20 protein-coding genes are annotated in these 21,543 nt (G+C 71.0%); 7 read left to right on the plus strand and 13 right to left on the minus strand.

Going from position 1 to position 21,543, the window contains the following annotated elements; translation table 11 throughout:
* Window positions 1-162 precede the first annotated feature (162 nt).
* Complete coding sequence (locus QRD43_RS13480) at window positions 163-3,195, minus strand: Rne/Rng family ribonuclease (RefSeq protein ID WP_285982985.1); 3,033 nt, start codon at window positions 3,193-3,195, stop codon at window positions 163-165.
* 917 nt (window positions 3,196-4,112) lie between these two features.
* On the opposite strand from QRD43_RS13480, the gene QRD43_RS13485 reads away from it, so the two are divergent.
* From QRD43_RS13485 to QRD43_RS13500, 4 genes are read left to right on the plus strand one after another with little or no spacing between them, the layout of a single operon-like run.
* Window positions 4,113-5,081 carry an RluA family pseudouridine synthase gene (locus QRD43_RS13485; RefSeq protein ID WP_342399041.1) on the plus strand — a complete coding sequence of 323 codons (969 nt, stop codon included), beginning with the start codon at window positions 4,113-4,115 and terminating at the stop codon, window positions 5,079-5,081.
* The gene (locus tag QRD43_RS13490; protein WP_285982987.1) at window positions 5,078-5,746 is read left to right on the plus strand and encodes an HAD family hydrolase; all 669 of its coding nucleotides are present in this window, start codon (window positions 5,078-5,080) and stop codon (window positions 5,744-5,746) included. Before QRD43_RS13485 ends, QRD43_RS13490 begins: the two co-directional genes overlap by 4 nt.
* Window positions 5,747-5,765: 19 nt before the next feature.
* On the plus strand, window positions 5,766-6,161 hold the full coding sequence (locus QRD43_RS13495; RefSeq protein ID WP_285982988.1) for a Rieske (2Fe-2S) protein: 396 nt from the start codon (window positions 5,766-5,768) through the stop codon (window positions 6,159-6,161).
* 59 nt (window positions 6,162-6,220) lie between these two features.
* Window positions 6,221-7,273: a S49 family peptidase gene (locus QRD43_RS13500; RefSeq protein ID WP_434063874.1), complete on the plus strand. Its 1,053-nt coding sequence runs from the start codon at window positions 6,221-6,223 to the stop codon at window positions 7,271-7,273.
* 96 nt (window positions 7,274-7,369) lie between these two features.
* On the opposite strand, the gene QRD43_RS13505 is transcribed toward QRD43_RS13500, so the two are convergent.
* From QRD43_RS13505 to hemP, 5 genes are all read right to left on the minus strand, one after another.
* Window positions 7,370-8,425 (minus strand): choice-of-anchor A family protein, encoded by a 1,056-nt coding sequence (locus QRD43_RS13505; protein WP_285982989.1) that lies wholly within the window; start codon window positions 8,423-8,425, stop codon window positions 7,370-7,372.
* A gap of 126 nt (window positions 8,426-8,551) precedes the next feature.
* Window positions 8,552-9,337 (minus strand): hypothetical protein, encoded by a 786-nt coding sequence (locus QRD43_RS13510; protein WP_285982990.1) that lies wholly within the window; start codon window positions 9,335-9,337, stop codon window positions 8,552-8,554.
* A 64-nt stretch (window positions 9,338-9,401) separates the two neighbouring features.
* Window positions 9,402-10,844 (minus strand): aldehyde dehydrogenase family protein, encoded by a 1,443-nt coding sequence (locus QRD43_RS13515; RefSeq protein ID WP_434063875.1) that lies wholly within the window; start codon window positions 10,842-10,844, stop codon window positions 9,402-9,404.
* Between the two features lie 102 nt (window positions 10,845-10,946).
* Entirely contained in the window at window positions 10,947-12,266 is a 1,320-nt protein-coding gene (locus tag QRD43_RS13520) for a DUF2325 domain-containing protein (RefSeq protein WP_285982991.1), read from the minus strand.
* 162 nt (window positions 12,267-12,428) lie between these two features.
* Window positions 12,429-12,617 carry a hemin uptake protein HemP gene (gene hemP, locus QRD43_RS13525; protein ID WP_285982992.1) on the minus strand — a complete coding sequence of 63 codons (189 nt, stop codon included), beginning with the start codon at window positions 12,615-12,617 and terminating at the stop codon, window positions 12,429-12,431.
* Window positions 12,618-12,776: 159 nt separating this feature from the next.
* Here hemP and bfr point away from each other — a divergent pair, with 159 nt between their 5' ends.
* Window positions 12,777-13,259, plus strand: a complete 483-nt coding sequence (gene bfr, locus QRD43_RS13530) for a bacterioferritin (RefSeq protein WP_285982993.1) — start codon at window positions 12,777-12,779, stop codon at window positions 13,257-13,259.
* A gap of 111 nt (window positions 13,260-13,370) precedes the next feature.
* A complete protein-coding gene (locus tag QRD43_RS13535) occupies window positions 13,371-13,610 on the plus strand; it encodes a (2Fe-2S)-binding protein (RefSeq protein WP_285982994.1) in 240 nt (79 codons plus the stop codon).
* Window positions 13,611-13,701: 91 nt separating this feature from the next.
* Here the strand turns inward: QRD43_RS13535 and QRD43_RS13540 are convergent, their stop codons facing one another.
* From QRD43_RS13540 to QRD43_RS13570, 7 genes are all read right to left on the minus strand, one after another.
* Complete coding sequence (locus tag QRD43_RS13540; protein WP_285982995.1) at window positions 13,702-14,946, minus strand: hypothetical protein; 1,245 nt, start codon at window positions 14,944-14,946, stop codon at window positions 13,702-13,704.
* 5 nt (window positions 14,947-14,951) lie between these two features.
* On the minus strand, window positions 14,952-15,701 hold the full coding sequence (locus QRD43_RS13545) for an outer membrane lipoprotein-sorting protein (RefSeq protein WP_285982996.1): 750 nt from the start codon (window positions 15,699-15,701) through the stop codon (window positions 14,952-14,954).
* 25 nt (window positions 15,702-15,726) lie between these two features.
* On the minus strand, window positions 15,727-16,947 hold the full coding sequence (locus tag QRD43_RS13550; protein WP_285982997.1) for an ABC transporter permease: 1,221 nt from the start codon (window positions 16,945-16,947) through the stop codon (window positions 15,727-15,729).
* Window positions 16,944-17,696 (minus strand): ABC transporter ATP-binding protein, encoded by a 753-nt coding sequence (locus QRD43_RS13555; RefSeq protein ID WP_285982998.1) that lies wholly within the window; start codon window positions 17,694-17,696, stop codon window positions 16,944-16,946. Before QRD43_RS13555 ends, QRD43_RS13550 begins: the two co-directional genes overlap by 4 nt.
* On the minus strand, window positions 17,693-18,343 hold the full coding sequence (locus QRD43_RS13560; RefSeq protein WP_285982999.1) for a hypothetical protein: 651 nt from the start codon (window positions 18,341-18,343) through the stop codon (window positions 17,693-17,695). The genes QRD43_RS13555 and QRD43_RS13560 overlap by 4 nt, the downstream gene beginning before the upstream one ends.
* A 208-nt stretch (window positions 18,344-18,551) precedes the next feature.
* The gene (locus QRD43_RS13565) at window positions 18,552-19,013 is read right to left on the minus strand and encodes a hypothetical protein (protein ID WP_285983000.1); all 462 of its coding nucleotides are present in this window, start codon (window positions 19,011-19,013) and stop codon (window positions 18,552-18,554) included.
* Window positions 19,014-19,080: 67 nt separating this feature from the next.
* On the minus strand, window positions 19,081-19,416 hold the full coding sequence (locus tag QRD43_RS13570; RefSeq protein WP_285983001.1) for a hypothetical protein: 336 nt from the start codon (window positions 19,414-19,416) through the stop codon (window positions 19,081-19,083).
* Between the two features lie 207 nt (window positions 19,417-19,623).
* Here QRD43_RS13570 and QRD43_RS13575 point away from each other — a divergent pair, with 207 nt between their 5' ends.
* A complete protein-coding gene (locus QRD43_RS13575; protein WP_285983002.1) occupies window positions 19,624-21,249 on the plus strand; it encodes a gamma-glutamyltransferase family protein in 1,626 nt (541 codons plus the stop codon).
* Window positions 21,250-21,543: the final 294 nt, after the last annotated feature.

Genomic DNA, 21,543 nt, shown 5'->3' on the forward strand with positions numbered 1-21,543 from the left:
GCGGCAGTGCTGGGTGCAGCAGGGCTGGAACTGTAGGCGAAAAGGCAGGGCCTGCCAGGGTGCCAACCCTAGCCCGCTCCTGCCATGGAATGAAAAACGCCGCCGGGCGTGAGCCACGGCGGCGTGTCTGCGGACCAACAGCCGGCGCGGGGCCGGCCGGGGTCAGCCCTGCTGCTCGAAGGGCAGCTTGACCTGGGCCAGATCCTTGCGGGTCTCGACCAGCACCAGCGGGCCTTCGTCCAGCACCATCACCGGCGGACGCTCGCGCGGCACGCGCACGGGCTGGGGCTCGGCAGCGATGGCGGCCTGGGCGGCGGCCACCTTGTCGGCGTCCGAGTTCACCCATTGCAGGCCGGCGGCTTCGGCGATGCCGTGCAGGTCGGTCATCGGCAGGCGATAGGCCGGCACGGCGGGGGCGACCGGGGCCTCGGCGACCACGGCGGGGGCCGGTGCCGCGGCCACGGGAGCCGGTGCCGGGGCCTCGGCCGATGCGGCCACCGGTGCCACTGCTGCGGCCTCGGCCGACTCGCTCACCAGTTCCAGCTGCTGCGGGGCTTGCTCGGCACCCTCGGCGCCTTCGTTGCCTTCGCCCGCCTGGCCATCGCGACGATCGCGGCGGTAGCGGTCACGGCTGCGGCGGCGACGGCCATCGCGGCCTTCCTCGCCGGCAGCGCCGTCGGCCGGCGCCTCGGCCGTCACTGCGTCCTGACCCTGGGCTTCAGCCGATGCCACGGGGGCGGCGTCGACCGGAGCGGCTTCGGCGGCGGGGGCCTGCTCGGTGTCCGAGCTGCTCACGCCTTCGGCGCCTGCGTCCGGACCGCGCTCGTCGCGGTCACGGCCACCACGACGGCGGCGGCGGCGGCCTTGGCGTTCCTCGCCGGCGGCCTCGGGGGCCAGGCCATCAGGGATGGTGTCCTGGAACGCGGTCGGGGACTCGGTGCCGGTCGTCTCGACCAGGGCCTGGACCTCGGCGGCCGGGCGCTCCTGGCGCTCGCCACGCTCGCCACGGTTGCGGCGGCCTTCGCCCCGCTCACCGCGCTCACCACGCTCACCACGCTCACCACGCTCACCACGTTCGGCGCGCTCGCCACGCTCCGCCCGCTCGGCACGCTCCGGACGGTTGCCGTCCTGCGCCGGGGCGTCCTGGCGCTCGGCACGGTCGCCGCCACGCTCGTTGCGGCGGCCGCGTTCACCACGTTCACCGCGCTCGCCACGCTCGCCACGCTCAGCGTTGCGTTCACCACGCTCGCCGCGTTCGGCGCGCTGGCCGTCCTTGCCTTCACCGCGCTCGCCACGGCCCTTGCCGTCCTTGCGCTCGCCCCGCTCACCGCGGTCGCCACGATCACGGCGGCGGCCGTCGCGGCCACCGTCGCGGCCGCCTTCGCGGCCTTCACGCTTGGCGCCGTCCTTGCGCTCGGTCTCGGCAGGCTTGGCTTCCTCGGCCGGCGCTTCGCCAGCGCCGAAGACCTTCTTGAGCCAGCCGAAGAAGCCGGAGCTCGTCGCGGCCGGTGCGGCGGCAGCAGGCGCTGCGGCGGCGGCCGGTGCCGCGGGGGCGGCGGCCGGCTTGGGCGGCACCACCGGGGCGGGCTGCTCGGGCAGGATGCCCTTGATCACGGGTTCCTGCTTGCTCTTGCCCTTGTCGTCGCCGCCGCGGCGGGTGATGCCCACCTCGTCCTGCGGCTCTTCGATCATGGTGTAGCTCGCCTGCAGGTTCTCCAGACGGGGGTCGTCGTGGCGCAGGCGCTCGAGCTTGTAGTTCGGGGTCTCGAGGTGCTTGTTGGGCACCAGCAGCACGGTGACGCGCTGCTTGAGCTCGATCTTGGTGATCTCGGTGCGCTTCTCGTTCAGCAGGAAGCTGGTCACCTCCACCGGCACCTGCACGTGCACGGCGGCGGTGTTGTCCTTCATGGACTCTTCCTGGACCATGCGCAGGATCTGCAGCGCGGAGCTCTCCGTGTCGCGGATGTGGCCGGTGCCGTTGCAGCGCGGGCAGGTGATGTGGCTGCCTTCGCTCAGGGCCGGGCGCAGGCGCTGGCGGCTGAGCTCGAGCAGACCGAACTTGCTGATGGAGCTGAACTGCACGCGGGCGCGGTCCTGGCGCAGGGCGTCACGCAGGCGCTGCTCGACCTCACGGCGGTTCTTGGACTCCTCCATGTCGATGAAGTCGACGACGATCAGGCCGCCCAGGTCGCGCAGACGCATCTGGCGGGCGATTTCGTCGGCCGCTTCCAGATTGGTGCGGGTCGCGGTCTCCTCGATGTCGCCGCCACGGGTGGCGCGGGCCGAGTTGACGTCCACCGAGACCAGCGCCTCGGTGTGGTCGATCACGATGGCGCCGCCGGAGGGCAGATTCACCGTGCGGCTGAAGGCCGTCTCGATCTGGTGCTCGATCTGGAAGCGGCTGAACAGCGGGGCGTCGTCACGGTAACGCTTCACGCGATGCGCGTTGTCCGGCATCACGTGGTTCATGAACTGGTGGGCCTGCTCGTAGATGTCGTCCGTGTCGATCAGGATCTCACCGATGTCGGCGGTGAAGTAATCGCGGATCGCGCGGATGACGAGCGAGCTTTCCTGGTAGATCAGGTAGGCGCCCTTGCCGCCGCCGGAGGCGTCGTCGATCGCCGTCCAGAGCTTGAGCATGTAGTTGAGGTCCCACTGCAGCTCGGCCGCGGTGCGGCCGATGCCGGCGGTGCGGGCGATCAGGGACATGCCCTTGGGGTACTCGAGCTGGTCGAGGTTCTCCTTGAGCTCCTCGCGGTCCTCGCCCTCGATGCGGCGCGAGACGCCACCGCCACGGGGGTTGTTCGGCATCAGCACGAGGTAGCGGCCGGCCAGCGAGATGAAGGTGGTCAGGGCGGCGCCCTTGTTGCCGCGCTCTTCCTTCTCGACCTGGACCAGCAGTTCCTGGCCTTCCTTGATGGCGTCCTGGATCTTGGCCGAGCGGACGTCCGCGCCTTCGCGGAAGTACTGGCGGGAGATTTCCTTGAAGGGCAGGAAGCCGTGGCGGTCTTCGCCGTAGTCCACGAAGCAGGCCTCGAGCGAGGGCTCGACCCGCGTCACGACGGCCTTGTAGATATTGCCCTTGCGCTGTTCGCGGCCTTCGATTTCGGTCTCGAAGTCGAGCAGCTTCTGGCCATCGACGATTGCGAGGCGCCGTTCTTCCGGCTGCGTCGCATTGATCAGCATGCGTTTCATCGTTTCTCCTTACACGCCGTTCAGACTGGCCGAAACCAGCCCGCGCGGCGCGCAGCACACGTCGCACGGGGCGTGAACCCGCGGGCGACCGACATCAGCACGAGAAACGCGGTGGAACCGAGGAAGGAATCGCCCTGGACTGCTGGAGATCGCGAGATTCGCGATCAGGCCGGCAGCGTTGGCGCGTGCGCTTCAACAGGGGGCGCGGAGCCTCCCTCCCGTGAACGCGCCACCATCGTTGGCGCGACCCGGCCGCGGCTGATGCAGGGCAGGCGGCCGGTCAGCGACCGGGGCTGCGCGCGCATGCGGCGGGGGGTGGGGGGATTGCTGGGATTCATCCGCGAGGAACTGCTGGGCGCTGGCATGAGGCCTCCGGCTCTTGACCGGGGGGCCTCACACGATGAAAAACCTTATTCGTGCCGACCGCGGGGTGATAGCCCCTCGGCCAGGCGTGGTCCGTTCTGCGTTGCTCTTCCGTGCCGACCCGCCGACCGCCGCTGTCGCTTGGGGACAGGGCCCGCCGGGCAGGCTGACACGTTGCTTCACCAAATTGTTGAGAGCCGGTCATCGGACGCCGGCTTGCGCCGCCGACCGCCTGTTCCAGGCCCTACCACTCCTGCGTTCTTTGTATCCCCGCGGCTCACCCACAGGTAAAATCAGAAAAATCAAATACTTAGAACGCAATCGTGGTACGGAAGATTATAGGGGCTAAAGGTCGCAGCCCGAGTTCGGGAAGCGACCAGGGCGCCAGGCGCGGGCCAGCCGCCCCCCAGCCCGGCCGCCGCCCGGCGCCGACCACGATGAAACCGGGCGAAACGCCGCGCGCCGCAAGCCGGGCCGCCGCCCGTCCGGCCGCGGCCGCCCCGGCGCCGTCCCCCGCGCAGGGGACAGCCGCAGCGCCCAAGGTGGCCCCCGCCGTGCAATTGCTCACCATCGACGAGGGCTCCGCCGGCCAGCGCCTGGACAACTTCCTGCTGAAGATCCTCAAGGGTGTGCCCAAGACGCATGTCTACCGCGTGATCCGGGCCGGAGAGGTGCGGGTGAACAAGGGGCGGGCGCAGGCGGACACCCGCGTCGAACTGGGGGACGTCGTGCGGGTGCCGCCCGTGCGGCTGCCGGAGCGCAGCACCGCGGCGCAGGCGCCGGTGCCGGCCCGCGAGTTCCCCGTGGTCTTCGAGGACGAGCACCTGATCGCCATCAACAAGCCGGCCGGCGTGGCCGTGCACGGAGGCTCCGGCGTGAGCTTCGGGGTGATCGAGCAGCTGCGTCAGGCGCGGCCGCAGGCGAAGTTCCTGGAGCTCGTCCACCGGCTCGACAAGGAAACCTCCGGCCTGCTGCTGATCGCCAAGAAGCGCAGCGCCCTCAACGCGCTGCAGGACCAGTTCCGCGAGCGCGAGACGGGCAAGACCTATGCTGCCCTCGTGTGGGGCGCCTGGCCCAAGGGGCAGACGGTGATCGACGTGCCGCTGCTGAAGTTCGTCGGCAGCGACGGCGAGCGCTGGGTGCGCGCGGTGACGTCCTCGCACGATCCGCAGGCCGAGCAGGCCAAGCGCTCGATCAGCCTCGTGAAGCTGGCGGAGGGCCTGGGCGGCTTCAGCCTGGTCGACGTCACGATCAAGACCGGCCGCACCCACCAGATCCGCGTGCACCTGGCCCAGGCCGGGCATGCCATCGCGGGAGACCCGAAGTACGGCGACTTCGAGGCCAACAAGGCCCTGGCCCGCGGCGTGACCGTGCCCGGCCTGCGCTTCGACCGCATGTTCCTGCACGCGCGCCTGCTGCGCTTCACCCACCCGGCCAGCGGCCAGGAGATCGAGCTGAAGGCCCCGCTGCCCGAGGACTGCGACGCCCTGGTCCGCCAGCTTCGCCAAGGCACCGCCCGATGAGCGTTCTTCGCCCGCAACGCTACGACCTGATCGTCTTCGACTGGGACGGCACGCTGTTCGACTCGACGGCCCTGATCGTCCAGGCCATCCAGGGCGCGGCGGCCGACCTCGGCCTGCCGGTGCCCCCGCGCGAGCGCGCCGCGCACGTGATCGGCCTGGGGCTGTACGAGGCCCTGGCCATCGCCACCCCCGAGCTGCCGCGCGAGCGCTATGCGGAGATGGGGCAGGCCTACCGCAAGCACTATTTCGCCCAGCACGAGGCGCTGTGCCTCTTCGGGGGCGTCGAGCCGCTGCTGCAGGCGCTCAAGGCCCGGCATCACTGGCTGGCCATCGCCACGGGCAAGAGCCGCAGCGGCCTGGACGAGGCGCTGCGCCATGTGGCGCTGCAGGGGGTTTTCGACGCCAGCCGCACCGCGGACGAGACCCAGAGCAAGCCACATCCCCTGATGCTGGAAGAGCTGATGCGCGAGTTCGCGGTCGAGCCGGAGCGGACGCTGATGATCGGCGACACCACGCACGACCTGCAGCTGGCGCGCAACGCCGGCTGCGATGCGCTGGGCGTCAGCTACGGCGCCCATGACCCCGAGCATTTCGGGGCATTCGAGCCGGTGCACATTGCCGACTCGGTGCCCGCGCTGCACGACTGGCTGCTGAAGCACGCCTGACCCCCTCCGGAACCTGTCCATGAATTCCAGCACCACTCCCCCCGCCGGCGACGGCCTGCTGCTGTGCGATGCCGCCGATCTGCCGGAGCGCGGCAAGGCGCACTGCTTCGAGGTGCTGCAGTACGGCCAGCCGGCGAGCGCCTTCGCGCTGCGCTACGAGGGCCAGGCCGTCGCCTACCTGAACCGCTGTGCCCATGTCCCGACGGAGATGGACTGGCAGGAAGGGGAGTTCCTGGACGGCGACAAGCAGTACATCATCTGCTCCATCCACGGCGCCGTGTACGACCCGCTCACCGGCCGCTGCGTGACCGGCATGTGCGGCCGCATCGGCCTGCACAAGATCGACGTGCAGGAGCGCGAGGGCAAGGTCTATTGGTATCCTAGCCGCGACACCAAGCCCGCCTTCGAGGACTGAGCCCGCCCCCATCCCACGCCGGGGCCGGCCACCGCGGGCCCCGCATCGAGCCATCACCCATGAACCCCAACGACGATCAGCCGCGCATCCTGCCGGACGCCACGGCCCGCCCCGAAGACATGCTGCAGGCCGCGCCCGCGGCGCCGGCCCCTGCGCCGGCTGCAGCGTCCGTGGCCGCACCCGCCGGGGCCGGCGGCTACGAGGCCCTGGTGGCCCAGTTCGCCCAGGACTACCTGCGCGACCGCCGCGCCGAGCGGCGCTGGCGCACCGGCTTCCGCCTGCTGTGGCTGGGTCTGGCGCTGTTCGTGGCCTGGGCGCTGTTCTACCAGCCGCACCACGTGACGGCCCCGAACACGCCGCACACCGCGCTGGTCGAGGTCCGCGGCGAGATCTCCGCGGACACGGAAGCCAGTGCCGAGCTCATGCTGGCGGCCCTGCGCAACGCCTTCGAGGACCAGGGCGCGCAGGCGGTCGTGCTGCGCATCAACTCCCCCGGCGGCAGCCCGGTGCAGGCCGGCATCGTCTACGACGAGATCCAGCGCCTCAAGGCCAAGCACGGCAAGAAGGTCTACGCCGTGGTCGAGGAGATCTGCGCGAGCGGCGCCTACTACATCGCCGCCGCGGCCGACGACATCTACGTGGACAAGGCCAGCATCGTGGGGTCCATCGGCGTGCTGATGGACGGCTTCGGCTTCACGGGGCTCATGGAGAAGCTGGGCATCGAGCGCCGCCTGCTCACGGCGGGTGAGAACAAGGGCATGCTCGACCCCTACACCAAGGAGAACCCGCGCCAGAAGGCCTTCGCGCAGGCCATGCTGGACCAGATCCACCGCCAGTTCATCGCCGTCGTGCGCGAGGGCCGGGGCGAGCGGCTCAAGGAGACGCCGGAGATGTTCTCGGGCCTCTTCTGGAATGGCGAGGAGGCCGTGAAGCTGGGCCTGGCCGACGGCCTGGGCAACCTCGATTTCGTCGCCCGTGAGGTGGTGAAGGCCGAGGAGGTGATCGACTACACCCCGCGTGACAACGTCGCCGAACGTCTGGCCAAGCGCTTCGGCGCCGCCATGGGCGAGGGCGCCGTGAAGGCGCTGCGCCAGATCCCGGCGATCCACTGAACGGTCCGTTGCGGCCTCCCTCCCGTGGGGGCTGCGCCATGCAAAAGGCCCTCCAGCGGAGGGCCTTTGCGTTCTTCCCGATGAAGCGCGCGAGCGTCAGGCCTGGCGGCGGCGCGAGGCCAGCCCGGCAGCCAGCAGGGCCAGGCCGGCGAGCCAGCCGATCTGCGGCTCCGGCACCTGGTTCTCGTTGCGGGGCGTGGGCGTGAAGGGCTCCCAGCCGATCTCGAAGGCCTGGGAGATCGAGGCGCCGATCACGGTGCCCTCGACATGGCCCTGGCCGTAGAGGTCGGCCTTGGGGGCGAGCACGCTGCCATCCACCCAGCCCAGCTTCACGCGGTTGGCGTTGGCCAGGTTGAACAGCACCTTGCCCTGCGCTTCCTGGATCGGCTTGAAGCCGGTGAAGGCGCCGGTCAGCTGCACGTCGCCCTCGTTGAGCACGTTGATCACCACCCAGGCGTCGGCCGCGACGTTCTTGAGGCTCAGGCTCGGCATGACCCAGCTGCTGCCCTGCTTGTTCTTGCTGCCCAGGAGGATGTCGAAGACCTCGACGGCGCCGGCCTTGCCGGTGCCCGTCAGGTTGATGTCGCTCCAGGGCTGGGCGACGGCGCCGGTGCTGGTCAGCGCGGCCAGCGAGCCGGAGAGCGCGGTGAGCTGCTGCTGGGCCGCCTTGAAGTCGACGAGGCTGCTGATCTTGGGCTCGGCGCGCAGGTCCAGGTAGCCGGACGAGCCCTTGTTGAGGCCGCCGAAGACGCCGAAGCTGTTGCCGTAGCGAGCGAGGGCCGGATCCCAGGGCACCAGATTGCCTTCGCCGGCGCTGCTGTCCTTCACGGTGTCCGGTGCCGTCGAGTAGATGCGGCCATTGGTGAAGCGCACGTCGCCGCCCACGACCAGGGCCGGACCGTTGCTGCCGGCGGGGGCGCGGTAGCCGACGCTCAGGCCGTTGGCCGTCAGCGAGCCGCCGACGGCCAGGCGGCCCTCGACGTCATTGGCCGCCTTCACGTCCCCGAAGATGAAGGCGCTGTACTGCGACGCCACTCCCAGGTCGATCACCGGTGCCGCGCTTGCGGCCTGTGCCAGTGTGAGACCAGTCAAGCCGGCCGCCCAGGCCAGACGGGCACGCAGCCCCACGGAGTTCCCTCGCTTCATTGGCATGATTTCCCTTCGACGCCCTTGGCCATTCGGCCTTTGTTGATGGGGGCGGATTCTAGGAATCAAGCTGTTACCAACCATCCCCGCACTCAGGGTGGTCTGCAATTGGTTTGTGCTGTTTGCACGATTTCAGGGCGAGGTGACAGGGTTGCCGCCCGGTGGTGCGGCCTGGGCGGGCGGGGAGGCGCTCAGGCGGGGCAGGACGAAGACATGGTCGCAGCCGTCGCGGCCCAGCGGGTGCAGGCCCGGGGCCTGATCCGCTGCGTAGGACGAAGGACGGAGGTCATGGGCGCCACAACGGCTTCCCATGCAGAACCAGGACGTCGAGGCCTGGCCGTAGGCCGCGAGCACATGCGCCATGCGCCGCTTGACGTGCGCGCCCGCGGGCACGAGGTTCCAGCCCATGCCCGGACGACCAGGGGGCGGGCGGCTGGCGTGGAAGTTGCCCGCCAGGACCAGCAGGAAATGCCCGGCCGGCACGGCATCCAGCCGGCGGGCCATGGCGACTTCGTAGTCCGCCTGATCCGGGTAGTCCTCCGGCGGCACGAAGCCGATCAGCTCGATCTGCTGGCGGGCCTGCTGTGCGGCCAGCGAGCGCAGCAGCGCCACCATGGCCTGCGAGGCGCGCCCGTCCTGCCCGCGCCAGAAGGGATGGGCGTCGTCGAGGGCATCCGGCGGCACTTCCAGCGCCACGGTGACGCGGCGCCGGCCCGCCAGCTCGGCGGAGAGGGTGCGCGCCAGGCAGTCGACCAGGGCCGGCACCTCGACGCTGCCATGCAGCTCGCCGAGGAAGATGCCGTCGGTCTGCAGCAGCGGCGCCAGGGCGGCTGGCGTGGGGCAGTCGTCGGCGCGGGCCAGGCTGGCCGCGAGGCAGAGCACGCCCAGGAGCAGCGAGCGGGAGAACGGTCGATACATGCGGTGCGCAAGGACAGGGTTAGGGTCGCTACCCTAGCACGACCCTGGCACCGCGATGCCGCGCTCAGGGCTGCACGTACGCCGTCTTGACGGTGGTGTAGAACTCCGCCGCGTAGCTGCCCTGCTCGCGCGGGCCCACGCTGGAGCCCTTGCGGCCGCCGAAAGGCACGTGGTAGTCCACCCCCGCGGTCGGCAGGTTGACCATCACCATGCCGGCCTGCGCGTGGCGCTTGAAGTGGCTGGCGTACTTGAGCGAGGTCGTGCAGATGCCGGCGGAGAGGCCGAAGGGCGTGTCGTTGGCCAGCGCCAGGGCGTGCTCGTAGCTGTCTGCGGGGATCACGCTCGCCACGGGGCCGAAGATCTCCTCGCGGCAGTGCTGCATGGCGTTGTCGCAGTCCGCGAAGAGGGCGGGCTGCAGGTAGAAGCCGGGCTTGTCGAGCGACAGGCGCTCGCCGCCGCACACGAGGCGTGCGCCCTCGGCCTTGGCGATGTCGATGTACTTCAGGTCCTGCGCCAGCTGGGCTTCGTCGACGACAGGGCCGATCTGCGTCTGCGGGTCGAGCGCGTCGCCCACGCGCAGCGCGCGCGTGGCCTCGCCCAGGGCCTGGACGAAGCGCGGATAGATGCCTTTTTGCACGATGATCCGCGAGGAGGCCGTGCAGCGCTGGCCCGTCGAGAAGAAGGCGCTTTGCAGCACCGAGTTCACCGCGACGTCGAGGTCGGCATCGTCCAGCACCACGCAGGGGTTCTTGCCGCCCATCTCCAGCTGGAAGCGGGCCCCGCGCGCCACCGCGGCCTGCGCCACGCGCTGGCCCGTGCCCACGGACCCCGTGAAGCTGAGCGCCGCCACACGGCGGTCGTCCAGCAGGGTCTGGCCGACCTGCGAGCCCGGGCCCATCACCAGGTTGAAGACCCCGGCCGGCAGCCCGACGCGGCTGATGATCTCGGCCATCGCCCAGGCCGAGCCCGGCACGAGGTCCGCCGGCTTGAGCACGACGGTGTTGCCGAAGGCGAGGGCGGGGGCGAGCTTCCAGGCCGGGATGGCGGCCGGGAAGTTCCAGGGCGTGATCAGGCCGACGACGCCTAGCGGCTCGCGGGTCACCTCCACCTCCACGCCGGGGCGCACCGAGGCGAGCTTGTCGCCTCGCAGACGCAGCGCTTCCTGGGCGAAGAACTTGAAGATGGCGCCGGCGCGCGCCACCTCGCCGATGCCCTCGGGCCGCGTCTTGCCCTCCTCGCGGGACAGCAGCGTGCCCAGCTCGTCCTTGCGGGCGAGGATCTCGCTGCCGATGCGGTCCAGCGCGTCGGCCCGGACCTGCGGGCTGCTGAGGCCCCAGGCCGGCGCGGCCTCGGCGGCGGCGGCCATGGCGCGTTCGGTCAGGGCGACGTCCGCCTGAGCGTAGCGGCCGATGACGTCCCGGGTGTCGGAGGGGTTGAGGTTGTCACGCTGGCGCGGGCCGTCCAGCCATTCGCCGCCGATGTAGAGAGGGTGCAGGGGAGCGCTCATGGGCTTGTCTCGCAGGAGGAATGAGGGAGTCTCGATGCGAATATTGTAAATATATTTGAATCGATCGGGTGTCCCGCATGATGCCCCCGAAGCGCGGCGCTGTCATGGGGCGAGGTCAAGGCCCGCCGGATTCGCTGCGGTGGGCGCGACCGGGCCCAGCGCTGCCGGCGGCGCGGGCCGCGCCGGCTCATCCGGCCCGGCCAGCGCCGTGAGGGCCCGCACCAGGCCGCTGCGGCTGGGCTGGTCCACGAAGACGCAGCGCTTGCCATGCCGCTTGCAGTGCTCCTTCACGCGCCAGTAGGCGTCGTGGCTGATGCAGCCGGTCTGGCAGATGACGAGGTCGGCCGCCGCCAGCGTGGCGTCCAGCTGCGTCACGGCGTGTTCCTCGCCCCCATCGTGATGCAGGAAACGGGCGCCGCGGGCCTCGACGAGGCGGCGGTAGACCGGGACCGTCGCGGCGCGACCCCCGACGCACAGCACGGCCTGGTGCTCCAGCGCCACGAGCGGCGCCGCCGGCAGCGACGGGGCGGGGCGCTCCTCGTCCGGCAGCGGCGTCTCGATGGCGCGCGCGGTCGCGACCTGGCCCTGCTCGGCCTGGCGCAAGGCCCGCCGCACACGCTGCAGGTCCTGCTCGAGCTGCTGGATGCGCGCCTGACCGTCGAGCAGCTGGCGCTCCCGCAGCAGCGCCTGGCGCAAGGCGGGCTGGGTGGCGTGCAGCGTGTCCAGCTCGCTCTGCAGGGCGGCGATGCGGCTGTCGCGCAGCACCAGCTCGGCGCGGGCGCGCAGCTGCTGGGCGAGCAGCTCGTCGATGCGGCGGTCACGCTCCGCGATGAGCTGGGTGCTGCGCTGCTGCGCGCGCCCGAGCTCCGCGCCGAGCACGCCGTTCTCGTGGGTCAGGGCCTGGATGCGCTGGAGGTCGGCGCGGTGCGAGCTGCCGACCTGGTGCTGGATCATGTGGATGTCCTGCAGCACCTCGTCCTGGAGCAGCGCGTCGCAGCGTGGATGGCTCAACGTCGCCCACAGCGCGCCGGCGACCTCCGCGCCGGCCGACGCCTGGCGCCAGGCGTCGCGCAGCTGCACCGTGGTCTTGAGGCGGGCGGCCTGCCGGACGGCGATGGCGTAGCGCTGGTCCAGCTCCCGGTTCAGGAGCTCGGCGATGCGACCGCGCTGCTTGCATTCGTGGATGGCGCCGCAGTGCAGTTCGTAGTCCTGCACCAGCGCCTCCCCGCCGAGCGCCTTGCCGACGCGCTTGCGCAGCACGGCCAGTGGCAGGCAGGCGCCGATGACGGGGCACAGCGCCTGCGACGGCAGCTCCCACAGCCGGCGGCGTCGGGAGCCGAGGACATGGTTGGGCAGGGTCAGCTCCGGCGGCGCCACGGGGGCGTCGGGCAGGGGGGCGGTCACCGTCTTGGGATCACACATGACGGGGCCCTCCGGGGAGGACGGGTTGGCGGGAAGTCGTGAGGCTCAGCATGCGCGGCTCCTGGCAGGGGCGTGGGTGCCCGCGTGGGGGAGTGGAGGCTGGCGGCAGCTGGCGAGAGAGCAAGAAGTGCGTCGGCAGTGGCGCGCGACGGCGGCGCGAGGCTATTTGGTCAGGATCAGCTTGCCCAGCTGCGTGAGCCGCAGGCGGTAGAGCTGGCCGGCGTGCTCGATCTCGAGTTCGCGGTCCTGGCCCAGCAGCTCGCGGCTGTGCAGGCGCCGGGGCGGCGGGCTCGGCAGGCGCTGCGGCAGTGCGGCCGAGGGCGTGGGGGGGATGAAGGAAGGTTTGTCCATGCCTGAATCATAAATGCGAATAATTCGCAATTGCAAGCTGTCAATGATTGCAGGGGCGGGTCTGCGAACACCCGCCGGCGGGGCCACAATCAGCCTCCACCGCTGCCGCCACTCGGGGGCAGCCCGCGCCAGCCACAAGACACCGCACAGGAGCCCGCCATGAAAGGTGATGCCAAGGTCATCGAGTACTTCAATGCCCAGCTGAAGAATGAGCTGACGGCCATCAACCAGTACTTCCTCCATTACCGCATGCTGAAGAACTGGGGCCTGGAGCGCCTCGCCAAGCATGAGTACGAAGAGTCCATCGAGGAGATGAAGCATGCCGACAAGCTGATGGACCGCATCCTGATGCTGGAGGGCCTGCCCAATCTGCAGGACCTCGGCAAGCTGTACATCGGCGAGAACGCTGTGGAGATCCTGCATTGCGATCTGCGCATCGAGACCGGCTCCCACCCCCTGCTGAAGGAGGCCATCGCCTACTGCGAGAGCGTGCGGGACTACGTCTCGCGCCAGGTGCTGGAGGAGATCCTCGCGGACACCGAGGAGCACATCGACCACCTCGAGACCCAGATCGAGCTGGTCAACCAGCTGGGCGAGCAGAACTGGCTGCAGTCCCAGATGGGCGCGGGCAGCGGCAGCTGACGCGCGTGCGGCGGTCGGGGATGGCCCCGCCGACGTCAGGGTTGGTAATTGAGAAACGTTCGCGTTTGCGTTAGCATCTGCGTACTGATTCACCGACCCGAGCCTCGGACCATGATCGTCTGCCTCTGCCACCGCGTTTCTGACCGCGACATCCGCCGAGCCGTCGCCGAGGGCACGTCCAACTTCGACGTCCTGCAGGATGACACCCGCGTGGCCTCGGCCTGCGGCGCCTGCCAGGATTGCGCCCGCGAAGTCTTCGACGAGGCGCTGGCGAAGCAGGGCTCGGTGCCCGCCGTGATGGCCGCGCCCCTGGCGCAGACCCGTCGCGTGATCCGCCTCGCCACCGCCTGAGCGGGCCTTCCCCGCGGGACGGCGCACACGTCGGCCCCCTGAAGACCGGACCGCTGTCCGGTCTTTTCATTTGCAGCGGAGGCCTCGTGCCTCAGAAGGCCAGCGCCGCGGCCGCGAAGGCCAGCCGGCGCGTCGGCAGCTGAGCGATCATGCTGTCGGCCGGCCCGGCCCACTGGCGCAGCCCGGCCTGCAGGTTCCATCGATCGCCCTGCCAGGCCACGGAGGCCGTCAGCAGGCGCCCGCCGTCCTGCGGGGCCCACAGCACATCCCCCGCCCAGCTCCAGGCGCCGTGCGTGCCGCTCAGCCGCGCAAAGACGTTGTGGCGCTGCAGGCTGCTGCTGGCGAAGCCCTGGGCCTGCCAGGCGAGGTTGCCGGCAATGGCCGCGTGCAGCGCGGCCGGCGCATGCAGGCCTTGCTGCACCAGCGCCGTGCCGCGATCCCGCCAGGCGTCCGCGTCCGCGCGGGACATCGCCTGCGAATCCCACCAGTACTCCACCAGCAGACTGAGCTGTGACGCCGTCGTCCACGTGCCGCCCAGCAGCAGCTGGCTGCTGCCCGACTGCGCCTCGCGACGCCAGGGCGAGGCCGCCGCGGGGATCGGCGCGTGCGTGTCCAGGCGCCAGACGAGGCTGCGCTCGTTGACCCGCGCCGAAGCATGCAGCTCCAGCGCGTCGCTGGCGACCCATGAGAAGGCGGCGCCCACGCTGGCGCGCTGTTCCCGGCCCAGGCGGGCGAAGCCGTGCCAGTCCCAGGCCCCGGCGCGCTGGTAGACGCGCAAGGCCAGCGCCTCCTCGTCCGCGCCTTGCCCCGCCGCGTCCGCCGGGTTCACCCAGACGAGGCTCCAGGCGGTCTCGGCGCTGAAGCGCTCCAGCTGCAGCACCGGACGGCCGCGGCTGTATGTGCCCAGCAGCGTGCGGCGCTCCTCCTGCGCCACCATGTCGTTGGGCCGGAAGGCGTAGCCCACGTCCCAGCTGACGAGCTTGCGGCCGAGGCTGTACTGCCATCCGTCCGCGCCGCCCCAGTCGCCCGAGGTGTAGAGCTCGTTGACGGCCGCGTGGCTGCGGGCGGCGCCGTGGTCGCGCTGCAGATGCTGGGCGTAGAGGGTGGCGTTCACCGGGCCACGGCGCGCCCGCCACTCGGCCTCCAGCAGCAGCGTCTGGCGCGGCGCGCCGTCGATGCCAGGCTGCAGCGCCTCGGCCGCCGCCAGCGGCCCCTGCCGGCTGCGCTCCGCGGACTGGACCTGGCTGCGCCACTGCACGCTGCTTTCGTCCAGGACGTCCGCCTGCGCTGCGCCCAGGCCCATGGACAGCGCCATCACGAGAAAGTGCCGGCTCATCCGCCTCACTCCAGGTTCGGGCTGCGCGCCAGGAACATCGGGTTGAACCAGGCCTCGGGCACCTCGCGGGGCTTGCGGGCGAGGTAGCGCACCTGCGTCAGCTTTCGCTGCGAGAGCGCGTCCTGCAGCAGCATCTCGCTGATCAGCGGGGTGCCCTTCTCCAGCTTCTCGTAGCGGAACTCGGCCGTCTTCGCGAGCTTGTCCGACTGCACATAGAGCTCGGCCCGCAGCGGTTCGTGCCGGGTCTTGCCCACCCACAGCAGAATGCGCTGGTAGCTGACGCCCTTGCGCGTGGCCTGCAGCGAGAGCTTGAGGCAGGCCTGATCGCCGCATCGTTCCTCGGCCAGGATCTCGCCGCCGTAGTCCTCGCTCCAGGACAGCGTGGCCACATCGCCGGTGGAGGCGTCGCCCAGCAGCTTCTGCAGCGGCGTGATGCGCAGGGGGCGCTGGCTGGCGGGCATCAGCAGCCAGAAGTCGTCGCCCAGCATCAGCACCTTCTGGCCCTTCTCCGCCGGACTCTGCATGAGCACCAGCGAACGGTGGTCCGTCTGCGTGAGCACCGTGTAGCGGCGTTCCTTGTCGAGCGAGCCGTCCGCGTGGAGCACGCGGACCTCCGTTTCGACCTGCTGCTGCGTCGCGCCGCCGGTGCGGTAGGCGTCGGCATGGCGCAGCACCGTGCTCGCGTCCAGCGCGTGGGCGGCAGGGGGGGCGATCAGGGCGGCGCACAGCACCGCGAGGGCATTCAGGGGCTTCATGGGCGGTCTCTTTCGATCGGGGAGTTCAGACGTGGGCCAGGGCGTCGACCACGGGCTGGTGCACGGTCCTGCGGGCGACGAGGGCGGCGCTGAGGCCGGTCAGCAGCAGCATGACGAGCAGCGTCCAGCCATAGAGCGGGCCGTCAATGGCGATGTGCAGCGGGTAGCCCTTGGTGGAGCCGGGCGGGGGCGGCATCATGACCGGCACCACCATCAGCAGCAGACTGATGCCGAGGGACAGCAGGGCGCCCAGCACCGCGCCGCCGCCGCCCAGCACGAGGCCTTCCAGGGACAGTGTCGTGAGCAGCTGCCGTGGCGTCGTCCCCAGCGCGCGCAGCGTGCCGATCTCCCGGGTGCGCTCGATGATGGCCATGGCCATGGCGTTGGCGACCACGAAGAGCACGATCAGCGCAATGATCAGGCCCAGCGCGCCGAAGATGCGGTTGTAGAGGTCGCGCACGGCCTTGTAGAAGGTCGCGAGATCCAGCCAGGTCTTGACCTGCAGCCCGCCATGCGCCCCCTGCAGACGCTGCTGCAGCGGGGCGGTGCTGGCCATGTCCTTGAGGAACACGCCGAGTGTCGAGACGCGCTCCGTGGCCAGCAGGGCCTGGGCGCTGGGCAGGTCAAGGTAGACGAGGCGCTTGTCCAGCTCGGCGATGCCGGTGGACACGACCCCGCGCACCGTCACGTCGACGGCGTTGAGCGCCCCTGCGGTGGTGCTGGCCAGCAGGGTGAGGCTGCTGCCGGGGCCGGCCTTGAGACTTTTCGCCAGGCCCTCGCCCAGCATCACCACCTGGCGCTCACGGCTCAGGATCACCTCGCCGGCCTTGACCTGCAGGAAGGGGCCCTTCACGGCGAACTCGGCGTCGGCGTCGATGCCGTTGGCCATCATCACCGTCGACTTCTCGCCGTTGGAGATCAGCCCCGTGAACTCCACCCGTGGCAGCACCTGGCGCACCTCCGGCTCGGCCAGCACGGCCCGGCGCAGGGGCTGCCAGTCGTCGAGGCCATGCTGCAGCGGCGTGTCCTCATCCTGGCTGAACTGGGCCGGCGTGCCCATCACCAGGTGGCCGGTGCTGCGGGCGGCGGACTGCGCGAGGCTCTCGTAGGTGAACAGCGCGAAGCCGCTGGCCAGCAGCAGGCCGGCGGTGCCCAGCGCGGCGATGGACAGCGTCACGGCCGAGCGTCGCTTGTTGCGCAAGGCGTTCAACCAGGCGAAGTGCATCCATTTCATCAGGGCGTTCATGCGTGGGCCTCCTGGGCGGATGCGGTGGATGCGGGGAGGTGGCGAGACGTGTCGTCGCCAGGTGCCGCGGCACGGACGATGCGGCCGTCCAGCAGGCCGATCACGCGGTCGCAGCGGCGCGTCAGCCGTTCGTCGTGGGTGGCAATGAGGAAGGCGGCGCCGCCCTCGTGGGCCAGGCGGCGCATCAGACCCAGCACCTGCTCCGCGGTGTGGGAGTCGAGGCTGGCGGTGGGCTCGTCGGCGATCACGAGGCGCGGCCGCTTGACCAGCGCGCGGGCCATGGCCACGCGCTGGCGCTGGCCACCGGAGAGGGCGTCCGGCCGGTGGGCCGCATGCGCCGAGAGCCCGACCTGCACCAGGGCCTCATCGACACGTCGGCGACGCTCGGCGGCCGGCACGCCGGCGAGGAACAGCGGGTAGTCGACGTTCTCCGCGACCGTCATCACCGGCACGAGGTTGAAGCTCTGGAACACGAAGCCGATGGCGTCGCGCCGCAGCAGCGTGGCCGCGAGCGCCTGGCGGGCGTCGACCGGGCGGCCGTCGAGCAAGACCTGACCCTCGTCGGGACTGTCGATCAGGCCGCAGAGGTTGAGCAGGGTGCTCTTGCCGCTGCCGGACGGCCCGGTGAGGGCCAGCAGCTCGCCTGCCTGGACGTCGAGGTCGACGCCCTGCAGCGCCGGCACCACATGCTCGCCGAGCCGATAGGTCTTGCGCACGCCGCGCAAGACCATCACCGAGGCGGCACTCACTGCACGCCCTTCAGCGCGGCCTGGGCGTCCCCCGCCTGGGGCAGCTGGCGGGCCAGCACCTGCTGGTACAGGCCGCGGGCACGCGGCAGGTCCTTGGCCTGCTCGGCCTGACGGGCGGAACGCATGAGGACGGCGCCCTGGAATCCGCCCGGTGCCTTGGCGAACAGCGGGCTGGCCTGGATCTCCTCCAGCAACTGCCGGCCGCGCGGACCGCGGTTGAACATCTCCGGCAGTCCGAGGAAGGTGTTGGCTGCGACGAAGCGGGTCTGCAGGCTGACCGGCGTGCCCTGGACCAGGGCTTGGTCATGCTCCGGGCCCAGCAGGCCGATCGCCTTGTCGATCAGAGCCAGCCCATCCTCGGCATAGCTCATCTTCTTCCACGGCGCCCAGGCGTCGCGCGCCTTGAGCGTGGTGGTGGCGCCGAGGTAGCTCATCAGCAGGGGGTGACCGGGCTCGGCCTTGAGCAGGGCCTGGAACTGCTCCGAGCTGGCATCGGTGGCATCGGCCTTGCCCTTGCTCGCCTCGGTGAACTGGGCGACGGCGGCCTGCAGCGCGGCCTCCGGCAGGGCGTGGGCGCTGGCGATGCACAGGGCGGCGGCGCAGCCGCCGAGGGCGGCGAGCAGGGAGCGTTGGGGGCGGTGGTTCATGGCGTCCTCATGTCGGGGTGGGTACATGGGACGCAGCGTAGGCAACGGGCCTGCGTCGGGCGAGGCCGACGCGACGGGGTGGCCTGCCGTGCCGCGAAACGCCGTCGCAGCGGCGCGAGATGCAGCGCCAAAAAGAAAGCCGGCACACGAGGTGCCGGCTCAAGGCGGCCGGAGCCGCCAGGACATTCCGCTGGGTCAGGGACGAGGCTTACTTCTTGGGAGCCTCGGTCTTGCTGTCCGTCTTGGCCGTGGCGGGTGCCGGGGTGGCGGCCGGGGTCACGGGGGCGGCAGGCTTGGCTTCAGCAGCCGGGGCCGCCTCCTTGGCGCCCTCCTTCGCGCCCTCCTTGTGGCTGGCCTTGTGCACATGCTTGTGCTCCGCCTTGTGCTCCATCTTGTGCATGGGCTTGGCCTCGGCCGTCTTCTCCGCGACAGGCGCAGCCGGGGCGGCGGTGCTCGCGGCGGCGACGGGCTTGATCTGCGGCGCTGCCGTGGCCGGCGCGGTGGCCGGGCTGGTGGCCGCGGGCTTGGCGGCCGGCGTGGTGGTGGCGGCAGGCGCCGTGGCAGCCGGCGTGGCGGCCGGAGCCGTGGTGGCCGGAGCGGCCGGGGCCTGGGCGAAGGCGGCACCGCTCAGGGCCAGCAGGGAAGCGATCAGGGTGGTCTTGGTGTTCATGGTCAGGTCCTTGTCGTGAGTGAAGGAAATCGGGGTGTCAGGAAGGCGGCGGAGGGCTTGGGGCCGCTCAGCCCGGGGTCTTGGTCGGGGCCGGCTTGACCGCTGCGGCGGGCGAGGGGGCCGGGGTGGCTGCCGTGTCAGGGGCGGCCTTCACCTGGGCACCGGCTGCGTGCTTGCCGGTGGCAGTGGCGGGCGCGGAGCCGATCGGGGCGGGGGTGCTCGCCGCAGCCTTCGTGCTCTTCTCGACCGCCGGATTCTTGGGGCTCGCGGGCTGCGCAGTCTGCGTGCTAGCGGTTGCCGTGGCAGCTGGTGCTGCGCTCGTCCCGGATGCCTGCTGGGCCGATGCCACCGTGGCGATCAGGGCCAGCATCGAGGGGATCAGTGCAGTCTTCAGTGCTTTCATCTGGGGGCTCCAGGGTTGGTGAACTTGTGCCTCCTCAACGAGACCCGACGAGCGCCAGTTGACGCCGGGAAGCGCCCTTTCAAAGCGTTACATCTGTGTTGCAGATCTGCAAAACGAGCCGGCGAGAGGCGAAGCAGTGGGGTCAGGTCTTGCCTGATGCGCGGCGGCAGTCGGGTGACAGAATCGACGCCAGCACAGGAGACACCCATGACCCACCGCTTCGATTGGCACAACCCCTACGCGAGCACGCGCAGCCCCGTGTTCGCGCGCAACGTCGTGTCCACCTCGCACCCGCTGGCGGCTCAGGCGGGCCTGCGCATGCTGGCCGCGGGCGGCAATGCGGTGGATGCGGCCGTGGCCTGCGCGGCGGTCATGACGCTGGTCGAGCCCTGCAGCAATGGTCTGGGCTCCGACGCCTTCTGCATCCTGTGGGACGGCCAGCGCCTGCATGGCCTCAATGCCTCCGGTCCCGCGCCGCAGGCATGGACGCCTGCCCACATCCGCCGCCGCTATGGCTGCGCGCAGGACGCCATGCCCAAGCGCGGCTGGGGCGGCGTGACGGTGCCCGGCGCCGTCGGGGCCTGGATGGCGCTCAGCGAGCGCTTCGGCCGGCTGCCCTTTGCCGACCTGATGGCGCCGGCCATCGAGATCGCCGAGCGCGGCTATGCGGTGCCCGTGGGTGTGCAGGGCAAGTGGGCGATGGCCGCGGCGCTGGAGGAGCTCACCACGCAGGCGGGCTTCGCGCAGGCCTTCCTGCCGCGCGGGCGCGCGCCGGCGGTCGGCGAGCTGTTCCGCTTCCCGGACGCCGCCCGCAGCCTGCGGCTCATCGCGCAGACGAAGGGCGAGGCCTTCTACCGCGGCGAGATCGCCGCCGCGCTGGCGGCCTTCGCGCGCGACACCGGTGGCGACCTCACCGAGGCGGATCTCGCGGCCTACCGCCCGCAGTGGGTCGATCCCATCCAGCAGACGCACGCCGGCCACGCATTGCACGAGATCCCGCCGAACGGGCAGGGCATCGCGGCGCTCATCGCGCTGGGCATCCTGCGGCACACGCGCTACCGCGAGCACGGCCCGGACGATGCGGCCGGCCTGCACCTGCAGATCGAGGCCATGAAGCTCGCCTTCGCCGATGTCTACCGCTACGTGGCCGAGCCCGCGGCGATGGACCGTTCCGTCGAGGCGATGCTGGACGAGGCCTACCTGGCCCGGCGGGCGGCGCTGATCGACCCGTCGCGGGCCATGGACTTTGCGCCGGGCAACCCGGTCAAGGGCGGCACCATCTACCTGACCGCCGCCGACGAGCGCGGCATGATGGTCAGCTTCATCCAGAGCAACTACATGGGCTTCGGCTCCGGCCTCGTGCTGCCGGGCTACGGCGTCTCCCTGCAGAACCGCGGCCACTGCTTCACGCTGGCGGACGGCCACCCCAACCAGGTGGCGCCGGGCAAGCGGCCCTTCCACACCATCATCCCGGCCTTCCTCACCCGGGACGGCCAGGCGCAGATGAGCTTCGGCGTGATGGGCGGCAACATGCAGCCGCAGGGCCATCTGCAGACGCTCGTGCGCATGCTGGACCACGGCCAGCAGCCGCAGGCGGCGTGCGACGCGCCGCGCTGGCGCTTCAATGCCGGGCGCTCGATCAACGTGGAGCCGCACATGGCACCGCAGACCGTCGCCGCCCTGGCCGCCCTGGGCCACGAGATCGGCGACATCCACGACAGCTACCAGGACTTCGGCGCCGGTCAGTTCATCTGGCGCCTGGGCGATCCGGCCGTCGAGGGCTATGCCGCCGCGAGCGACCCGCGCCGCGACGGGGCGGCCGTGGGCTTCTGAACGCGCCCCCGGGGGGGGGGGCGCCGGAGCGCGTCCTGGTGCGCCGCCCCTGACCATCAGCACTGCATGAACAGGGGACATTGTGCGAAGCTGGCGCCGCCGTGCTTGTGGTCGCCCCCGTGCCGCTGCTAGCATGCCCGGACCCTCCCACCCTGCCGCAGGACGCCCCATGACCAAGCTGCTCGACCGCACCAGACGCTGCACCCGCCGTGCCGTCTCGGCGCGTCCGTGCGTGCCGGGGCGAGGTCGTTCGCCGCATTGAAGTCTGGCGCCGAGCTTCGGCACTGACGCTCG

Origin of the sequence: Roseateles subflavus (genome assembly GCF_030285365.1) — a bacterium.
GTDB lineage: Bacteria > Pseudomonadota > Gammaproteobacteria > Burkholderiales > Burkholderiaceae_C > Roseateles_B > Roseateles_B subflavus.